This is a genomic window from Bacillus sp. S2(2024), assembly GCF_050474045.1.
In the GTDB taxonomy this organism is placed as follows: domain Bacteria; phylum Bacillota; class Bacilli; order Bacillales; family Bacillaceae_G; genus Bacillus_A; species Bacillus_A yunxiaonensis.
The window spans coordinates 2053132-2070296 of record NZ_JBFLUS010000003.1 but is presented as its reverse complement, the minus strand read 5'-3'; the positions used below and the strand labels follow the sequence as shown (position 1 = coordinate 2070296).

At 34.2% G+C, this 17165-nt stretch carries 19 protein-coding genes; 14 read left to right on the top strand and 5 right to left on the bottom strand.

Features of this window, described 5'->3' with window-relative positions; translation table 11 throughout:
- Nucleotides 1-48 precede the first annotated feature (48 nt).
- The 6 genes from AB1284_RS10305 to AB1284_RS10280 all read left to right on the top strand — a co-directional run bounded on the left by AB1284_RS10305 (nucleotide 49) and on the right by AB1284_RS10280 (nucleotide 4820).
- Nucleotides 49-1098 (top strand): P1 family peptidase, encoded by a 1050-nt coding sequence (locus AB1284_RS10305; protein ID WP_429749638.1) that lies wholly within the window; start codon nucleotides 49-51, stop codon nucleotides 1096-1098.
- Nucleotides 1099-1123: 25 nt separating this feature from the next.
- On the top strand, nucleotides 1124-1594 hold the full coding sequence (locus AB1284_RS10300; RefSeq protein WP_429749640.1) for an HIT family protein: 471 nt from the start codon (nucleotides 1124-1126) through the stop codon (nucleotides 1592-1594).
- A complete protein-coding gene (locus AB1284_RS10295; protein ID WP_429754300.1) occupies nucleotides 1578-2411 on the top strand; it encodes a protein phosphatase 2C domain-containing protein in 834 nt (277 codons plus the stop codon). Before AB1284_RS10300 ends, AB1284_RS10295 begins: the two co-directional genes overlap by 17 nt.
- 30 nt (nucleotides 2412-2441) lie before the next feature.
- Nucleotides 2442-3020 carry a GNAT family N-acetyltransferase gene (locus tag AB1284_RS10290; protein WP_429749642.1) on the top strand — a complete coding sequence of 193 codons (579 nt, stop codon included), beginning with the start codon at nucleotides 2442-2444 and terminating at the stop codon, nucleotides 3018-3020.
- Between the two features lie 236 nt (nucleotides 3021-3256).
- Nucleotides 3257-4447 (top strand): DUF2515 domain-containing protein, encoded by a 1191-nt coding sequence (locus AB1284_RS10285; protein WP_429749644.1) that lies wholly within the window; start codon nucleotides 3257-3259, stop codon nucleotides 4445-4447.
- Nucleotides 4413-4820 carry a CBO0543 family protein gene (locus AB1284_RS10280; protein ID WP_429749645.1) on the top strand — a complete coding sequence of 136 codons (408 nt, stop codon included), beginning with the start codon at nucleotides 4413-4415 and terminating at the stop codon, nucleotides 4818-4820. The genes AB1284_RS10285 and AB1284_RS10280 overlap by 35 nt, the downstream gene beginning before the upstream one ends.
- Nucleotides 4821-5057: 237 nt before the next feature.
- On the opposite strand, the gene AB1284_RS10275 is transcribed toward AB1284_RS10280, so the two are convergent.
- Nucleotides 5058-5501: a YmaF family protein gene (locus AB1284_RS10275; protein ID WP_429749647.1), complete on the bottom strand. Its 444-nt coding sequence runs from the start codon at nucleotides 5499-5501 to the stop codon at nucleotides 5058-5060.
- A gap of 231 nt (nucleotides 5502-5732) precedes the next feature.
- Here AB1284_RS10275 and AB1284_RS10270 point away from each other — a divergent pair, with 231 nt between their 5' ends.
- Nucleotides 5733-6365, top strand: a complete 633-nt coding sequence (locus AB1284_RS10270) for a LysE family translocator (protein ID WP_429749648.1) — start codon at nucleotides 5733-5735, stop codon at nucleotides 6363-6365.
- Between the two features lie 170 nt (nucleotides 6366-6535).
- Here the strand turns inward: AB1284_RS10270 and AB1284_RS10265 are convergent, their stop codons facing one another.
- Complete coding sequence (locus AB1284_RS10265; RefSeq protein WP_429754301.1) at nucleotides 6536-7261, bottom strand: MBL fold metallo-hydrolase; 726 nt, start codon at nucleotides 7259-7261, stop codon at nucleotides 6536-6538.
- A gap of 226 nt (nucleotides 7262-7487) precedes the next feature.
- Here AB1284_RS10265 and AB1284_RS10260 point away from each other — a divergent pair, with 226 nt between their 5' ends.
- A complete protein-coding gene (locus tag AB1284_RS10260) occupies nucleotides 7488-8294 on the top strand; it encodes an HAD family hydrolase (protein ID WP_429749650.1) in 807 nt (268 codons plus the stop codon).
- A 324-nt stretch (nucleotides 8295-8618) separates the two neighbouring features.
- Here AB1284_RS10260 and AB1284_RS10255 read toward each other — a convergent pair whose 3' ends face one another.
- Nucleotides 8619-9458, bottom strand: a complete 840-nt coding sequence (locus AB1284_RS10255; protein WP_429749652.1) for an oxidoreductase — start codon at nucleotides 9456-9458, stop codon at nucleotides 8619-8621.
- 223 nt (nucleotides 9459-9681) lie between these two features.
- Nucleotides 9682-10293: a TetR/AcrR family transcriptional regulator gene (locus tag AB1284_RS10250; RefSeq protein ID WP_429749654.1), complete on the bottom strand. Its 612-nt coding sequence runs from the start codon at nucleotides 10291-10293 to the stop codon at nucleotides 9682-9684.
- A 161-nt stretch (nucleotides 10294-10454) separates the two neighbouring features.
- On the opposite strand from AB1284_RS10250, the gene kynU reads away from it, so the two are divergent.
- The 4 genes from kynU to AB1284_RS10230 all read left to right on the top strand — a co-directional run bounded on the left by kynU (nucleotide 10455) and on the right by AB1284_RS10230 (nucleotide 14366).
- On the top strand, nucleotides 10455-11741 hold the full coding sequence (kynU, locus tag AB1284_RS10245) for a kynureninase (protein ID WP_429749656.1): 1287 nt from the start codon (nucleotides 10455-10457) through the stop codon (nucleotides 11739-11741).
- A gap of 2 nt (nucleotides 11742-11743) precedes the next feature.
- Nucleotides 11744-12373: an arylformamidase gene (gene kynB / locus AB1284_RS10240; RefSeq protein WP_429749658.1), complete on the top strand. Its 630-nt coding sequence runs from the start codon at nucleotides 11744-11746 to the stop codon at nucleotides 12371-12373.
- A gap of 32 nt (nucleotides 12374-12405) precedes the next feature.
- The gene (kynA, locus tag AB1284_RS10235; protein WP_429749660.1) at nucleotides 12406-13245 is read left to right on the top strand and encodes a tryptophan 2,3-dioxygenase; all 840 of its coding nucleotides are present in this window, start codon (nucleotides 12406-12408) and stop codon (nucleotides 13243-13245) included.
- A 197-nt stretch (nucleotides 13246-13442) separates the two neighbouring features.
- On the top strand, nucleotides 13443-14366 hold the full coding sequence (locus AB1284_RS10230) for a serine hydrolase domain-containing protein (RefSeq protein ID WP_429749662.1): 924 nt from the start codon (nucleotides 13443-13445) through the stop codon (nucleotides 14364-14366).
- Between the two features lie 154 nt (nucleotides 14367-14520).
- Here the strand turns inward: AB1284_RS10230 and AB1284_RS10225 are convergent, their stop codons facing one another.
- Nucleotides 14521-14853 carry a YqzG/YhdC family protein gene (locus AB1284_RS10225; protein ID WP_429749664.1) on the bottom strand — a complete coding sequence of 111 codons (333 nt, stop codon included), beginning with the start codon at nucleotides 14851-14853 and terminating at the stop codon, nucleotides 14521-14523.
- Between the two features lie 194 nt (nucleotides 14854-15047).
- On the opposite strand from AB1284_RS10225, the gene sleB reads away from it, so the two are divergent.
- Nucleotides 15048-15797: a spore cortex-lytic enzyme gene (gene sleB, locus AB1284_RS10220; RefSeq protein WP_429749665.1), complete on the top strand. Its 750-nt coding sequence runs from the start codon at nucleotides 15048-15050 to the stop codon at nucleotides 15795-15797.
- Nucleotides 15798-15815: 18 nt separating this feature from the next.
- Entirely contained in the window at nucleotides 15816-17156 is a 1341-nt protein-coding gene (gene ypeB, locus AB1284_RS10215) for a germination protein YpeB (protein WP_429749667.1), read from the top strand.
- Nucleotides 17157-17165: the final 9 nt, after the last annotated feature.

The window sequence follows — 17165 nt, the reverse complement described above, 5'->3', positions numbered from 1 at the left end:
ATTCTTTAATATTGAAATATAAAATACATATTATTTAAGGGGTTTGTAATGCAAAGGAAAAGATTAAGAGATTTAGATATTAATATCGGAAAATTGAAACCAGGAACATGTAACGCAATTACTGATGTAGAAGGTGTAATCGTCGGTCACAAAACAATTTTACACACAGATGTTTGTTCAGGACTTACAGTTATTTTACCTAACAACGGAAATCTAGCTGGGTCACATTTTCCAGCAGGATTCTTTTCTTTTAATGGAACTGGTGAATTCACTGGAAGTCATTGGATTGATGAAACAGGTACTTTAGTAACTCCTATTATTTTTACTGGCAGTCATTTACTTGGATTAGCTCATCATTTTCTTTCGCGTGCTACAAGAAGAATAGAAAGTTTAGAACCTTTTTCAAATGGAATAGTGGCAGAGACGTGGGATGGCTGGTTAAGTGATCTAGAAAAAACCTCCATGACATATGAAGATTTAGAAGAAGCGATTATCCATGCCAAATCTGGAGTAGTTGAAGAAGGAAATGTTGGTGGCGGCACAGGAATGATCTGTTTTGAATTTAAAGGCGGAATCGGTACCGCTTCCCGAATTATTGAATGTGAATCAGGTACTTATACAGTTGGTGCTCTTGTACAAACCAATTTTGGTAGAAGAGAAGATCTTATTATTAATAACAAACCTGTTGGCAGTATATTAAATGAAATCGAAGTACCACTGCCATGGAGTACTCCGGAAAACGCAGGTTCTCTTCTCGTTACAGTCGCAACAGATGCTCCGTTATTGCCTTCACAATGTGAAAGAATATCAAAAAGAGCATCGCTAGCAATGGCTAAATTAGGGGGGATTGGAGAAGAAGGAAGCGGCGATTTTTTCCTAACTTTTTCAACTGGAAATTGTTATTCTTACGATAATGAAAAAGCTTATCCTGTCGATATGTTTCCATCTGAACAGCTAGATTTTATTTTTGAAGCGGCAATTGAATCTGTTCAAGAAGCAATTATTAATTCTATGTGTATGGCAGAAGGTATAACAGGACAAAAACAAAGACAAGTACATGCATTGCCATTAGATAAATTAGTAGAAATTTTAAAATAACAAATAAATAATAGGAGGATTATGTATGTTTTCTCATAATCAAAACTGTTTTATTTGTATGAAGCACGATGAAAGTATATCTGTACCAGGCGGTGTTATTTACGAAGATGACCTTGTCTATGTTGGACATGTTTATTGGGAAGAAGAGGAAACATATTTAGGTTATCTGATGATCGATATGAAAAGACATATACCAGGACTGGCGGAATTAAGCGAAAAAGAAGCACAAGCATTCGGGCTCATCGTTAGCAGAGTGAGCCGGGCTTTAAAAGAATGCGAAGGTGTGGAACATATTTATGCTTTTGTATCTGGAAATGGTGTACCACATATGCATATGCATCTTATCCCGCGTTATCCGAATACTCCACAGGAATTTTGGTCTCCAACAAAAGTTGCAACTTGGCCAGGTGCACCTCTAGGGAGAGAAAAAGAAATCAAACAATTATGTGAAAGGATTAAAATGTATTTGGTCAATGAATATGAATATAATGGATAAATCGCAACAGTTTTCGTGGGTAGGGAATGAAGAGATGTGTATTGATCAAGTGAAAATTGATCAATGCAGCAATGTAATAATCGGGAGATATGGGGGAAACAAAACTGCTGGTGCCAAAAAGAACGAAGACGGAGTATTAGTATGGGCACATGAAGATTGGGAACTCGCTATGATTTTAGATGCTCATTATAGTGTGGAAAGTGCAGCATTATTAGTACAAACACTTCAAAATGAGTTTTCTAATTTAAAAGCCTTGTTAGCTGAACCGATAGAGACAGTATTTAAATTAGTAGAAACTCATATATTATCTGTTTTTCACTCTGAATCATTTAAACAATCTTGTCAGCGTGTTAAAGGAGAAACGGCTTGCTTAATTTGTGTACGAAAAGCAAACTATCTCTGGTGGCTATCAATCGGGGACTGTTTGGTGTATCTGTTTCATGATGAATTACATAAATTAGGCCAGTACACCCTTAACCAACGAAATTTCTATGAATGGATTGGCTTCATCAATACATTTTCGTTACCAGTTCCTTGTTATTCATCTGGAGTTCGAGAGTTACGTACAGGACATAATCGTATTGTAATGGTAACAGATGGTCTATTAGAATGCGAGGAACGTTATTATGAAAATCCATTTAACTTATATAATGATCTCTATACAGACAAAAAGAATACTAAGCTAACTGACCAAATCGAAAAAGTACTACAGCATGTACATCGGCAGCATGGAAAAGACAGTGCGACCATTATTAGTTGGGATTATACGACTTCTTTACCAGCTACTTATCCGAGCGATCAAATATTTCAAAAATAGAGCTTAATACATATGAAGAAGGAGATTAACATGGATCTAGAAATAGTTTTCGAAGAATTTCCAGTTTTAGAATCTCAAAATTTAATATTAAAGAAAATTGAAGATGCTCATTTACAGGACGTATTTGTAATCTATAGTAACGATAAAGTATTTGAATACTGTGGAATTATACCAAAACATAATATGAAGACGGTAAGTAAGATGATTCAACACTTTGAGAGAGACTATAATAAACAAAGTAGAATTAAGTGGGGGATTTTCCAAAAGAACGAAAGTGATACATTAGTTGGAATCATTGAAGCAATGGATTTTAATCGGAAGGTAAATATGGTCACAATCGGATACTTTTTAGCTGAAGAATACTGGGGAAAAGGTATTGCATCTGAAGCGGTTCATGCACTCGTAAAATTTTTATTTGAGGACGTTCATATAAATAGAATTCAAGCAGAAGTTATTCCTGAAAATTACATATCAAAGAAAGTGCTTTTAAAGAATGGATTTATAAAAGAAGGATTATTAAGGCAGGCCACTTTATGGTCTGGGAAAGGAATCGTTGATTTAGAAATATATAGTATTCTTAAAGGAGAATATAAAAGAAGGCAAGCATAAATTTATGCTTGCCTTCTTTTTCTTCCTAACATATGGTTTGTATTTATCGTTATCAAGTTAATGAAAAAACAATCATCATGTATTCTTAACGTTCGTAATAAAATATTGATAGTAGCTTTGTTAAAATATTTTTAAAAAGCCTTATTAGTAGATTAGAAAATTGATTATCTAATATGTATCTCCAGAATCTATCCATCTTTAATAGAAGGACATTTATGTTAATGGGAGGGAGAGGAATGCGCCATAATGATCGGAAAAGGAAATGGAACGACTTTTCCAAGACAATTCCGCACTCTCTTTTAGATGTGAAAAGTGAATTAAAGAAAAAAAGTGAAAAAAAGCAACTTACCGTTAAAACATGGAAGTTAACAGAAGAAGAAACAATACTAATTCATCAAATTAAAGAGCAAACAAGACAACACAACAAAAATAATGTAACGCGAACGCATGCTTATTTTCGCTTTTACCTCCGATATCCTGAAATACACTGGGCATTGCTTGGGCATATGGTATCGCGTAATGGTGGTTGGAATATGACAGATTTAAAAGGTGAGTTATATGCAAGATTATTATCAGAAAAAGATCAATTTACCTTCTATTCTTTTTTAGAAAGAGGAAACTGGTTGATCTTCCAAGATGTGTATCCACAATTTTTGTTATACGAACAAAGTGTGAAAAAATCTAAAAGACTGTTTTATCTTTTACCTTTTCTCCATGTATCAACGTTTATGGAAACAATATGGAATTATTTCTGGAGCACAGGTGACCACTATACATTAGCCATTGCTACCGTCATTAATGAACAAAGCTATTTAGAAAAAAGGGTTGTTCAAAATCCCCATTTTAAAAAGACCGTACTAAGTAGTATTGGATTCAAACTTTATGATTTTTTTCGCTTTAATCATATTCTTTTTCCATTCTATAAAGATGAGATCAAACAAAAAACATTACTATTCGGTGATACGGTGAAACATTTCACCTCACTGCATGAGCGGATTTTGCTTGGAAAACGATTATACTCACTGCTGTTTCGACATGAGGACGTTTTACAAAGAGTAATAAATTGGGCTCATGATCATCCACATACTGGTTCACGAAAAGACTACTGGCCACATTTATTTTATGATGTAAACGAATCATTCTCTCGTGAATTCTATGAGCGTCGAATAAAGAACTGCCAATTAAGAAAAGGTGCAAATCGTTTATATAGCCCACGATTAATATACGCATGGAAAGATCTTAATCACGAAGAAGCGGAAAGTGAAGACTGGTTTGAAGACTGGCGCATCATGGACTATTTAATCGATAAGGGAGAAAGTGCAGATGGAAAGATTTATAATGAATACTGCAAAACGCTTGAAAAAATCGAACTTGCCATACTGGTCAAAAAAAATGTCCTGCTCCGAGAAGAAGAAGGGAAGGAGTAACTCTCAAGCTGTTGTAGCTACTATCATTTTTTCTTGTTTAATTGGAACATATTTAGATTTACTGTTTGTCAGTAAACAAATGTATGACTTTCCAGTAAGACCGTTCCCGCATATATTTACAATTAATGTCGCGTTTACATTATTGATATTACCAATCTTTACTTTGTTCTTTTTACGGATTGCAAGAATGTTACCTTCATTTTTAAAAATCCTATTTATTATTTTGCTTGGACTTTGTATGAGCATTTCCGAACGATTTGCGGAGAAGTTAGGATGGTTCACCCATAGCGAAGCGTGGCATCATTCTTATTCTTTTTTTGGATATACAATCTTCATGATTCTTATATGGAAGTGTTATCGTTGGTTTCAATAACAGGAAATTGAGTTGAAAAGATCTAAAAAATAAACAAAAAGATCGTTCGAAGTCCTGTGCTTAAATTTAAATAGGATTTATAAAAAAACGATCTGTTCAATGAAGGAAATAAATGATGTTATTAAGTTAACGAGTGCTAATTGAGCAACCATATGTATTTCTAATAACGCGTTATGTTGATTTTACATGTATGAAGGATACAAAAAAAACGCTGACTTTTTATCATCAGCGTTTTTTTTATATAAGAGGTTTTTGAATTAAAGTAGCAAATTCTATTTCATGGACATGTCCGTCGTCTAATGTAGTAGTTCCTTTAACATAGTGTACATGTTTTCCATCAGCAACAGGGATGGCAGGGCCTGTTTCTATTGCGACTTTATGATGATGATTAAAAAAGTCAGTATTAACCATTATTATATGTACATGACTATCTCCTTTTGGAATTACTTCACTTGTAAATCCAGCAAAACGATGATTATGCCTATCATTTCCTTCTTCTGCCAGTTTAGTACTAGCAACAAATTCATGCACATGTGTCTGAACCGTTGATGGTGATTTTCCTGCAGATACTATAGCTGTTTCTGTTAATTTTTCTTTATTAGTTTTTGTGCTAGGTATATTTTCCGTACTAGATGTATTTTCTGTTTTCTGTTTTCCTCTACCTGTAAATTCTCTATTCATAAAGATAATGCCTCCCTTTATATAGGATTATGGTACATTTTATTATAATTAGTAAGAATATATGTTAAGAAAAAATGACTACCGATGACATTTACAAGAAATTTTGTCGTGCAACGGTATTATGAATCATAGGAAAAGAAAAGGAAGAAAATACAGTGTGAAAATCTGTTATTTTTATAAAATTTGTTTTATTATGAATAAGGGCACCAAAAAATAGAAAGAGGTGTCAAAATGTATGGAATAATAAATTATGAGGTATTTTTAATTACAGGAATTCTTTTAAATTTAATTCCTGGCGCAGATACTATGTATATAGTGGGAAGAAGTATTTCACAAGGTAGAAAAGCAGGTGTTTATTCTGTTTTTGGTATTATTACCGGTTCGTTAGTTCACACTTTATTAGTTGCTTTTGGATTATCTATCATACCTACAAAATCTATTGTATTGTTTAATGTTATTAAAATTATTGGTGTTATCTATTTAGTCTATTTAGGGATTAGAATGATTGTTGATAAAACGAATGTAAATTTTCAAGCTAACGTATCCAGCAAACTAAACATTAGAAAAATATATATACAAGGACTTTTGACAAGTCTTACGAATCCAAAAGTTGCTTTATTTTTCATTGCCTTTCTCCCGCAATTTATAAATACAAAAACTTCTAGTCCTATCTCTTTTATTATTTTAGGACTTACGTTTACCATTACTGGATTATTATGGTGTTTATTTATTGCTTATTTTTCTTCCTATGTTACAAAAAAACTAAGAGGAAACGAAAAGATAGGAATGGTTCTAAATAAAATAACAGGGATGATTTTTATTGGTATGGGGCTGAAGCTACTTCAAGCAAAAGCTCCTCAATAAGCCTAATTTATACAGAAATGCCCCCTTGTAGGAAGTTTAAATGGATAGAAAAAGCCTCTTTAGTTGAATCTTAAAGAGGCTTTTTCTTTGAAGGTATTGTATCTAAAATATCAATTATACTACTTTCTTAAGTATAATAAATCACACATCTGATACATAATTATCATGTTTTATAACTCAACTCGCTCTGCAAGATTTTGAATTTGTTCTTTTGGAGCATTTATACAAATGCCTCCGTGATAGCAAATGACCGATTCGATATCAAAATTTAAATATTTCTGCAGAGAAGCAAGCGCTGTATTCATGTCTAAAGTTGTTTTCTGAACAGGTCCTTGTAAAGAACCATCCACACATATCATAGCATCACCAGCAACAAGAGTTTTGCTTTTCTTTAAATAAAGACTAACATGCCCTGGAGTATGTCCAGGTGTATAAATTACTTGTATGCCTCCGCAATAAGGAAGCAATTGTCCATCTTCTAAAAAATGATCTACTTTCGATTTAGGTGGATTCTTATATAAGAATTGCATTTCTTTAGGAAGAGATGCCCATGCTTCTTTATTCATATGCTCAGGATTTGTTTTAATAAGCGGGAATATTCCCTCGATATATGGCTTATCAAGTTCATGTGCATACACATCGATTTGATTAGTAGCCGCTTGTAGTATTTCAGGAAGGCTTCCTATATGATCCAAATCTTGGTGTGTTACAATGACAGCTTTTAATTTTTCAAAAGGAACCCCCGCATCATTCATAGCAGTACGAATTTGATCTAACTGTCCAGGCATACCTGTATCGATTAAAACAGCTGTTTCATCGTCCCAAATAAGTGTAGGATGTAAAATGAAACCTTGTATTTCTAATTCAAGCATTGCTACTCCATTTGAAATCTTTATGGATTAAATCCTCCTTAATACGGGTGTTTGGATTGTAGTTGACTAATACATAGGTTAATTTATCATGCCTCTTAAAAAGAAGTCAACACAAAATATTTTATTATAACATAAATAAATATTTTTGTCAATATAATTATTTTATTGTCTGATTCAAGTGAATAGAGAGGAGGATTTCCATACCGTATATAGAATATGAAAAGGTATTTTCAGACAAGGAGATGTTTGCATGGATCTTATTTCAAATGTTAAAGGGATTGTTTTAGACTTAGATGGTACGTTACTAAATTCACAAAAAGGAGTATCTAAAAGAAACTTACAAGCTATACTTGAATGTTATAGACAAGGAATGACAGTTATCTTTGCAACGGCAAGACCCCCGCGTTCAGTAAAAGCTTTTCTTCCTCAAGAGCTTCAAGAGATAGGAGCAATTGTGTATTACAACGGTGCTTTAATCATTGACAACACATCAGAGTACAGGCAACATTATCCGATTGACTCGACTGTTACAAATGAAATTATTGAATATGTGATTGCTCATCATTCAGAAGCGTGTTTGTCTATTGAATCAGAAGATACGTGGTATAGCAATAAAACGTTAGATTACAGTAAAGCTATGAACGCAGTTGTAAATCCAATTGTAGTTTCGTTAGATGATTTGAAAATAATAAAGGCTTCAAAATTATTAATCACGCAATATCCATATTATGAGAAATTACATAAACAATTTGAGCATAGAGTAAGCACTGTATGTACCGATTCAGGAACATTAATTCAAATTATGGCTAAAGATGTTTCTAAGAAACAAGCTATAATGGATATTTGTGTTCAAAATCATATTCCGATGAACAACATAATGGCATTTGGTGATGATTGGAACGATTTAGATCTTTTCCATGCATGCGGTTTTCCAATCGCTATGGAAAATGCAATACATGAACTAAAAGAAATGGCGTATTTCGTTACTAATTCTAATGATAAAGATGGTGTAGGGGAAGTGTTAGAGAAGTTAATTTGTACCGTTAAAACTGATTAAAAATGTATTTGAAGAAGGGAATAAGCAAATATGGAAAAGAGAATTGGACAAAGCAAAACAAGACATTTGAAGATTTATTTCATTATCTTTGGGGAGTTGCTGAAAATAAAAAAATATTTTATACAAAAAAATAGATTGAGTCTTTAGAATAAAACTATTCGGGAAATGTTTATTCTAACTCTTAAGGCATTTTTAAGCATCTGATTCTATGTAAAACAAGAATTAAAAGGGCGATACGTATTATACATGGCTAATATGTATCACCCCTTATTTTTATGACTTTTTATAATTTAGTAGTGATAAGATTATGTATTCTTTTTGAAACTATTTAAAACGTTTTAAAACGAGAAACTCCCACCATTTCCACGGCAGTAGATTCTTTAATAAAATCATTAACTTTACTCCTTTTCCAATTGGATAACGTAAAGTTGAATGCTGCGATTCAGCAATAGCTACTATTTTCTCAGCAACATCTTTCGGATTTCCTAAAGTCTCATTGCCGTTATGAATATGTTGTTCAATTTTCTTCATGTATTCTTTGTAAGGGGACTCAGATCCTGAAGTAGCTTCCGCAAGTTTTTGTCCGATTTCCCAAATATTTGTGTTATATGATCCCGGCTCAATTAATGAAACTTCGATCCCAAACGGTTTTACTTCTAGACGAAGAGATTCACTCCAACCTTCAAGTGCATATTTAGAAGAAACATAAGGGGAGAGACCAGGGAAACCCATTTTCCCGCTAATACTACTAACATTAATAATTTTCCCTCGTTTTTGTCTTCTCATAATTGGAAGAACAGCCTTTGTTACTGTGATAGCTCCAAACACGTTTGTCTCAAATTGTTTACGGTATTCTTCAATTGGAATTTCCTCTACAAAACCACCGCTTGCATAGCCCGCATTGTTAATCAGAATATCTACCCGTCCAATATTGTTTATAAAAGCTGCAAATCTACCAATAGACTCTTTAGAGGTTACATCTAACTGATGAATTTTTATATTTTGTTCTATATGCAACGATGTAGCCTGTTTAATTAATTCTGTTTGTTTTTCAATATTTCGCATCGTAGCAATGACAAGATAGCCTTTTTTAGCGAATTCTAATGATGTAAGAAGCCCAAATCCGCTTGATGAACCTGTAATAATCGCGATTTTTTCTGTCATTTGTTTCTCACTTTCTATCGAAATTCAGTTTGATTTCATCATATCGAAAGGAGGAAGGGGAATTCAATAGATTATTTAAATAGACATATTTATATCCTCACATTAAAAAGTAGATTTTTAGGGAATTTTCTTTTTATATGTCAGAATATGCGCTTGCCAGGGAAATACTACTAAAATGTTTGTATTCCCTAAAATAACCTAAACTGTACGGACAAATGAATTTTTATGAATAAAGTCCACCCATATACATTTCCGTTAATGTATGTACAATATCTTCAAGAGAAAAATTTCGTTCATTTCGAACGATTTCCCATAAAAACATTTCATTTGCAAAGAACCAACTTCTTGCTACTAAAAAACAATTTAAATCCTTCCGTGCTAAACCACTTTTTTGTGAATACGTAATATCTTGAACAATTCGTTCAATAAATCGTTCTCGAATAGCACTCCATCTGTACCGAACTTCGTCAGAAGCACCAATCGCTTCTTCAACAACTTGTAATAGTTGTTTTTCTATTTCCGCCATTTGTAAAAACGCATGTACTTGCTGCTGAATCATACTACGAGCTTCTTGTTTCGTTACTGGTTGAAAATTCCGTTCTGCAATCGTATAAAATTGGTTCATCACATCGTCCATTAATACAATAAGTAAATCATCTTTATTTTTAAAGTATACGTAAGCTGTCCCATATCCCGTTTCTGCTTTTTTTATAATCTGGGAAATTGTTGTTTTTTGAAAACCTTGTTCTATAAAGACTTCACGACCAGCTAATAATAGTTTCTTTTTTGTTTCAAGTGAACGCTGTTTTCTAGCTGAGAAAACATCTTTGCTCATATATACCACACCTTCGTACTGAAATGTCAGAAAATTTAACTTAATTTTAGGTGAAACAATGATATAATGTCAACTGACATTATGTCATTGACGCTATGTCAGTTTTAATGATATATTTTTACTAATTAGAATTGAAAGAAAATTAAAGAGAAGGTGATAGAATGTATTCAAAACCATTTGAACCATCTTACGAGTATGCTCGTCAATGTGACCTTTATGATGAACTTGCATCGTTTCAACATGAGTTTTATAAAAAAGAAGGAACAATTTATTTAGATGGAAACTCACTTGGACTTTTATCAAAACGAGCTGAGCAGTCTTTATTAACATTGCTAGATTCATGGAAACAATTCGGCATTGATGGTTGGACAGAAGGACAATATCCATGGTATTTCTTATCCGAGCAATTAGGAGAATTAAGCGCACCCCTTATTGGCGCTTCACCTGAAGAAGTGATTGTAACCGGTTCCACGACAACAAACTTACATCAAGTTGTCGCTACGTTCTATGAACCAAAGGAAAGGAAAACAAAAATCCTTGCCGATGAATTAACATTTCCATCCGATATTTATGCATTACAAAGCCAAATTCGTTTAAAAGGACTAGATCCTGCCGAACATCTCGTTCAAGTGAAAAGCAGAGATGGAAGAATGTTAAATGAAGAAGATATTATTGCTGCAATGACAGAAGATATTGAGCTCATTGTACTTCCGGCCGTATTATATCGAAGCGGGCAAATTTTAGATATGAAGCTTCTTACGAAAGAAGCACATGAACGTGGTATTCATATTGGCTTTGATCTTTGTCATTCCATCGGTTCTATTCCGCATCACTTTCAAGAATGGGATGTCGATTTTGCAGTTTGGTGTAATTATAAATATTTAAATGCCGGTCCAGGTGGAGTTGGCGGCCTGTACGTGAATAAAAAGCATTTCAATCGTTTACCAGGATTAGCAGGCTGGTTTAGTTCCCGAAAAGATAAACAGTTTGATATGGAGCACGAACTTACGCCAGCTGAGCATGCCGGTGCATATCAAATTGGCACACCGCATGTGTTAAGTGTTGCACCGCTTATCGGTTCTTTAGAAATTTTTAAAGAAGCGGGCATGGAGCGATTACGACAAAAATCCCTTCATATTACACGCTATATGATAAAGCTAATACAACATGAATTAACAGATATGGGTTTTACACTTGGTAATCCGTTAGAAGATGAAAAAAGAGGCGGACATATTTATTTAGAACATAAAGAAGCAGCACGTATTTGTAAAGCACTAAAAGCAAATGGAATTATTCCTGATTTTCGTGCACCAAATGGTATTCGTTTAGCTCCTGTCGCTTTATACAACACTTATGAGGAAGTATGGAATGCCGTACAAATTTTGAAGAAGATTATGGTGGAAGAGCAGTATAAACAATTTGAAAATAAACGAGAGGTTGTGGCATAAGGATGAAAGAAAACAAGTGGATTGATATTTCTCAACCTCTCAACAATGATATTGCCACTTGGCCGGGCGATACGCCTTTTTCCTATGAAGTGTCATGGACAAAAGAACAGAGCGGATCTGTTAATGTTGGGAAAATTTCAATGAGCATTCACACGGGTACACATATTGATGCACCGTTTCACTTTGATAATGATGGTAAAAAAGTAAGTGATCTTGACGTTAACATCTACATTGGCCCAGCTCGAATTATTGATGTAACAGGTTATGAAAGCATCGGAGCACAAGAGTTAAAAATGCATGATTTAGAAGGGGTAAGTAGATTATTATTGCGAACTTCATCAAAAACAAATCCACACGTATTTCCTGAAACAATTCCGTATTTACGTGCTGATCTTGCACCCTATCTTCATGAAAAAGGTGTACGCTTAATCGGTGTAGATGTTCCATCTGTTGATCCGCTTGATGATAAAGAGCTAGCAGCACACCATGAATTATTTAAACACGGCATTCACATTTTAGAAAATGTTGTTTTAGAAAATGTACAAGACGGAGACTACGAACTTATCGCTCTGCCACTTTTGTTAACAGATGCAGACGGCAGCCCGGTTCGTGCTGTTATAAAACCATTATAAAAAGAGCCACTGCATAGAGAGGATGTCCACATATGAAAGAAAATGAAAAAGTAATTATGGAAAAAGGAATTCATACAGATTTTCGTAATAACATGACATACGGAGAGTATTTACAATTAGATAGTTTACTATCAAGCCAAAAACGACTCTCTGATCATCATGACGAAATGTTATTCATTGTGATTCATCAAGCGAGCGAGCTTTGGATGAAATTAATTTTACATGAAATAGAAGCAGCTATTGAATCAATCAAAAATGAAAATCTTGCACCTGCTTTTAAGATGCTTGCACGTGTTTCAAAAATTCAATCGCAAATTATCCAATCATGGGATATTCTTGCCACGCTCACACCAGCTGAATATATTGAATTTCGTGATTCACTTGGTCAAGCATCCGGATTTCAATCTTATCAATATAGAATGATCGAATTTGCGCTTGGTTATAAAACGCCACATGTTCTGAAAATCTATGAAAAAGATGCAGAATTGCACGCTCGTCTTTATAAGGCACTTCATACGCCGAGTTTATATGATGTTGCAATCCAAACACTTGCAAAAGAAGGATTTCCAATTAACCCAAGTGTGCTTCAGCGCGATATTACGCAACCATATGAAGCAGATGCAACAGTAGAAGCAGCGTGGTTAGAAGTATACTCAGATGTGAAGAAATATTGGGACTTATATCAACTGGCTGAAAAGCTCATCGATATCGAAGATTGGCTGCAGCAGTGGCGTTTCCGTCATATGAAAACTGTAGAACGTATTATTGGAAATAAAATGGGAACTGGCGGTTCTTCAGGCGTTTCTTATTTAAAACGTGTACTGGACCAATCGGTTTTCCCAGAGCTTTGGACTATTCGAACAAAACTATAAATGATTAAACAATAAGCATAAAAGTTTTCTCAATGAAAAAGCTTTTATGCTTATTTACATATTTTTAAATTGAAATTCCGCCGTTTCCTTAAACAAACCGCTCATATGAATACATATAAAAAGAGTAGAAAAAATCTACTCTTTTTTGTTTCTCATTTTAAATTCCGTTATAATAGTCAAATTAGCGATAAGTAGTAATGGAGGAGTTTCTATTGAGCTTACCAGAATTAGAACATGCATTTAAGAAGAGGAAAGTAAATGCTTTTCTCGTTTATCAAAAGGGTGAAATCGTTACAGAATATTATAAAACAGAGCAATGTGCACAAAATGTATATAAAATTAATTCGATAACAAAAAGTATTATCTCTATTCTAATTGGCATTGCAATTGAAAAAGGCTATATCCATAGTATACATACACCCATTGTAGAGTGGATTCCAAATATACCGAAAGAAAAACAAGATCTGACTATATACCATTTATTAACGATGACAACGGGTGAGGAATGGCAGGAATTTGGAAATGGTGTTGTTTTCCCAAATGATTTTGTTGAGTCCGATCATTGGATAGACTATATTTTAGAGAAGCCCTTGATGAATCAGCCCGGAACAAAAATGAATTATAATTCAGGTTCTTCACATTTGTTAAGTTATATTTTACAAAAGACAACTAACATGACGACGGAACAATTTGCAAAGATACATCTATTTGATCCTTTACATATTACTGACTATGAATGGCAGCAAGATCCACAGGGGATTTTTGTCGGCGGCTTTGGCATGAAAATGAAAGCAGAAGACATGCTGAAAATCGGGTTGTTATGTCTACAAAATGGATATTGGAACGGACAGCAACTTGTATCTTTAAGCTGGATTGAGCAATCCCATCAAGAAAGATTTACAACATACGAACATATTGGAGCATACGGTTATCATTGGTGGGTATTAGATCCAAGCAACTTCAATATGCCATACCATACATATTTTGCGATGGGATATGGCGGACAATATATTATTATTGTTCCTCAATTAGAGCTAGTTGCAGTCATTAGTAGTCAAATGCCAAAGCGAGGCTTAGTGCCGCTTAAAATGTTTGTAAAACATTTACAAGAAACGTACTAAAAAGGACAGGTTTTGCCCGTCCTTTTTATCTGCTACTTTTGGATAATAAGGGCCGATTGATGGAAGTTTCACTTCATACGAATCGCATTGTAAAACAACAAACCTGCTTTTTCTATCTAACATTTGTTCTTCTGTTACAGTATTTTCTTTTCTCTTATCTAGGTGTTTCTTTAAAATAAATGTTTAAAAATTTTTCTGTTTTTGTTTCAAATTCTACATCAACAAATACCCCGAACTCTCTTCCGTTTTCTCTTAACCATAACTTAAATTGTTCTACTGATATATTTACTGTTTTAGGACGTCTACCAATATGAAGGTAATCAATAATATCAGCTTGCGGATATTTTTCTTTCGTCTTTTGCACCGCAAGCTTTCCCCATTTTGCATATGGAGGTTGCGCATGACTGATGGAGAAAGGTCTATATATAAGTAAAGCTATTGTAATAATTCCAATACATATAAATAAACGAGTATGTAAATGTTTCATACTAAGCTCCTTTATCTCGCTACTTTTGGGCAGTAGGCCCCCGCTGATTAAAGTTTCACTTTATAGCATTTTCCATAGTGTTTACACTTAAACAAATTCATATGAATTTGCCTTTTTTTGTCTTCCTTACATAAAACCGCATCATTTACAAAAAATAACCTTGAAATCATCGTCATATTCAAGGAGGTTGAACTATGCGTCGTAAAGCTTTCTTCAAAGTACCGCTTTTACTCGTTACATTGGCGACTGCTTTGTTAGTAAGTAGTATCCATGAGAAGGAAGTAGGTGCTTTTTCCAATCAAGTTATTCAAAGAGGAGCTTCTGGAGAAGATGTAACCGAACTACAATCGAGGCTCAAATATATTGGATTTTACAACGGAAAAGTAGATGGTGTCTTTGGTTGGGGCACTTATTGGGCACTTCGGAATTTCCAAGAAAAGTTCGGGTTACCGGTTGACGGACTTGCAGGTCCAGCTACAAAACAAAAACTCGTTAAAGCTACAAAATACGAAAAACAATCCAATAACACAGCAAATAAGCAAAATAACAAACCGGCGCCAAATAAAGGTACAAATGTTCCAAATGGATATTCGCAAAACGATATTAAAATATTGGCAAATGCTGTATATGGAGAATCTCGCGGTGAACCTTATATCGGACAAGTTGCCGTAGCAGCTGTTATTTTAAATCGCGTCAGTAGCCCGTCTTTTCCAAATACGGTGGCAGGTGTGATTTATGAGCCTCGTGCCTTTACCGCTGTTGCGGATGGACAAATCAATTTAACACCAAATGAAACAGCAAAAAAAGCTGTACTTGATGCGATTAACGGATGGGATCCATCTGGAGGCGCGATTTATTACTTTAATCCAGATACAGCAACAAGCAAGTGGATTTGGAGTCGTCCGCAAATCAAAAAAATTGGAAGACACATTTTTTGTAACTAGTTAGGAGGTGGATGAGATATGTTTAGAGGTCTCATTATCGTTTTATTAACAATTGGAGTTGTAGGTACAGGATATTGGGGATATAAAGAACACCAAGAGAAAAATGCGGTATTAATTCATGCTGAAAATAACTACCAGCGGGCATTCCATGATTTAGCGTATCAAGTCGATTTATTACACGATAAAATTGGGACAACATTAGCAATGAATTCACGAACATCATTATCACCTGCATTAGCTGACGTGTGGCGCATCACATCTCAGGCACACTCTGATATTGGCCAATTGCCACTTACATTGCTTCCGTTTAATAAAACAGAAGAATTTCTATCGAATATTGGAGACTTTAGTTACCGTACAGCTATACGCGATTTAGATAAAGAACCATTAAACGATCAAGAATATAATACACTCCAGCAGCTATATAATAATGCTGCAAATATTCAAGATGAACTGCGCAAAGTACAGCATCTTGCCCTAAAAAACAACTTACGTTGGATGGATGTTGAATTAGCTCTTGCCTCTAATAATAATCAAGCTGACAACACAATCATCGATGGCTTTAAAACAGTGGAAAAAAACAGTCAATCTTACTCCCAAAGCCATTTTGGACCAACGTTTACAAGTTTGGAAAAAGAGAAAAAAGGCGAGACGCACATATCTGGTCCAAAAATTTCGGAAGACCAAGCAATAAATATTGCAAAATCTTTCCTTAGCTTAAAGGGATCTGAAAACATTTCTGTTGAAAAAAGTAGCAAGGGAGCAAAAGAAAAATTTTATAGCATTACTGTAAAGGATCCAAAGACAAATAGTGAAACGAATATGGACATTACTGAACAAGGCGGCTTTCCAATTTGGGTTATCAACAATCGGGAAATTAAAGAACAAAAAATTGGCTTAAAAGAAGCAGGAGATAAGGGGCTTTCCTTTTTAAAACAAAATAAATTTAAAAACATGGAATTATATGAAAGTTCTCAATACGATTCTGTCGGTGTTTTCACATTCGTAACGAATCGGGACAACGTGCGTATATATCCAGAATCCATTCAAATGAAAATTGCGCTCGATGACGGTTCGATTGTCGGTTTTTCGGCAAAAGACTATTTAGCTTCTCGTAAAGATTTAAAATTTCCAAAACCAACACTATCGGTTGCGGATGCACGGAAGAAAATCAATCCTAATTTAAAAGTTATGGAAGAGCGTGAAGCAGTCATTGTAAATGACTTGCATAAAGAGGTACTATGTTATGAATTTTTAGGAACACTTGGAAAAGACACATATCAAATCTTTATTAATGCCAATAATGGCATGGAAGAAAAAGTGAAAAAATTACAAAGTGTAGAACAAGTTTTTGATTAATGAATAGGA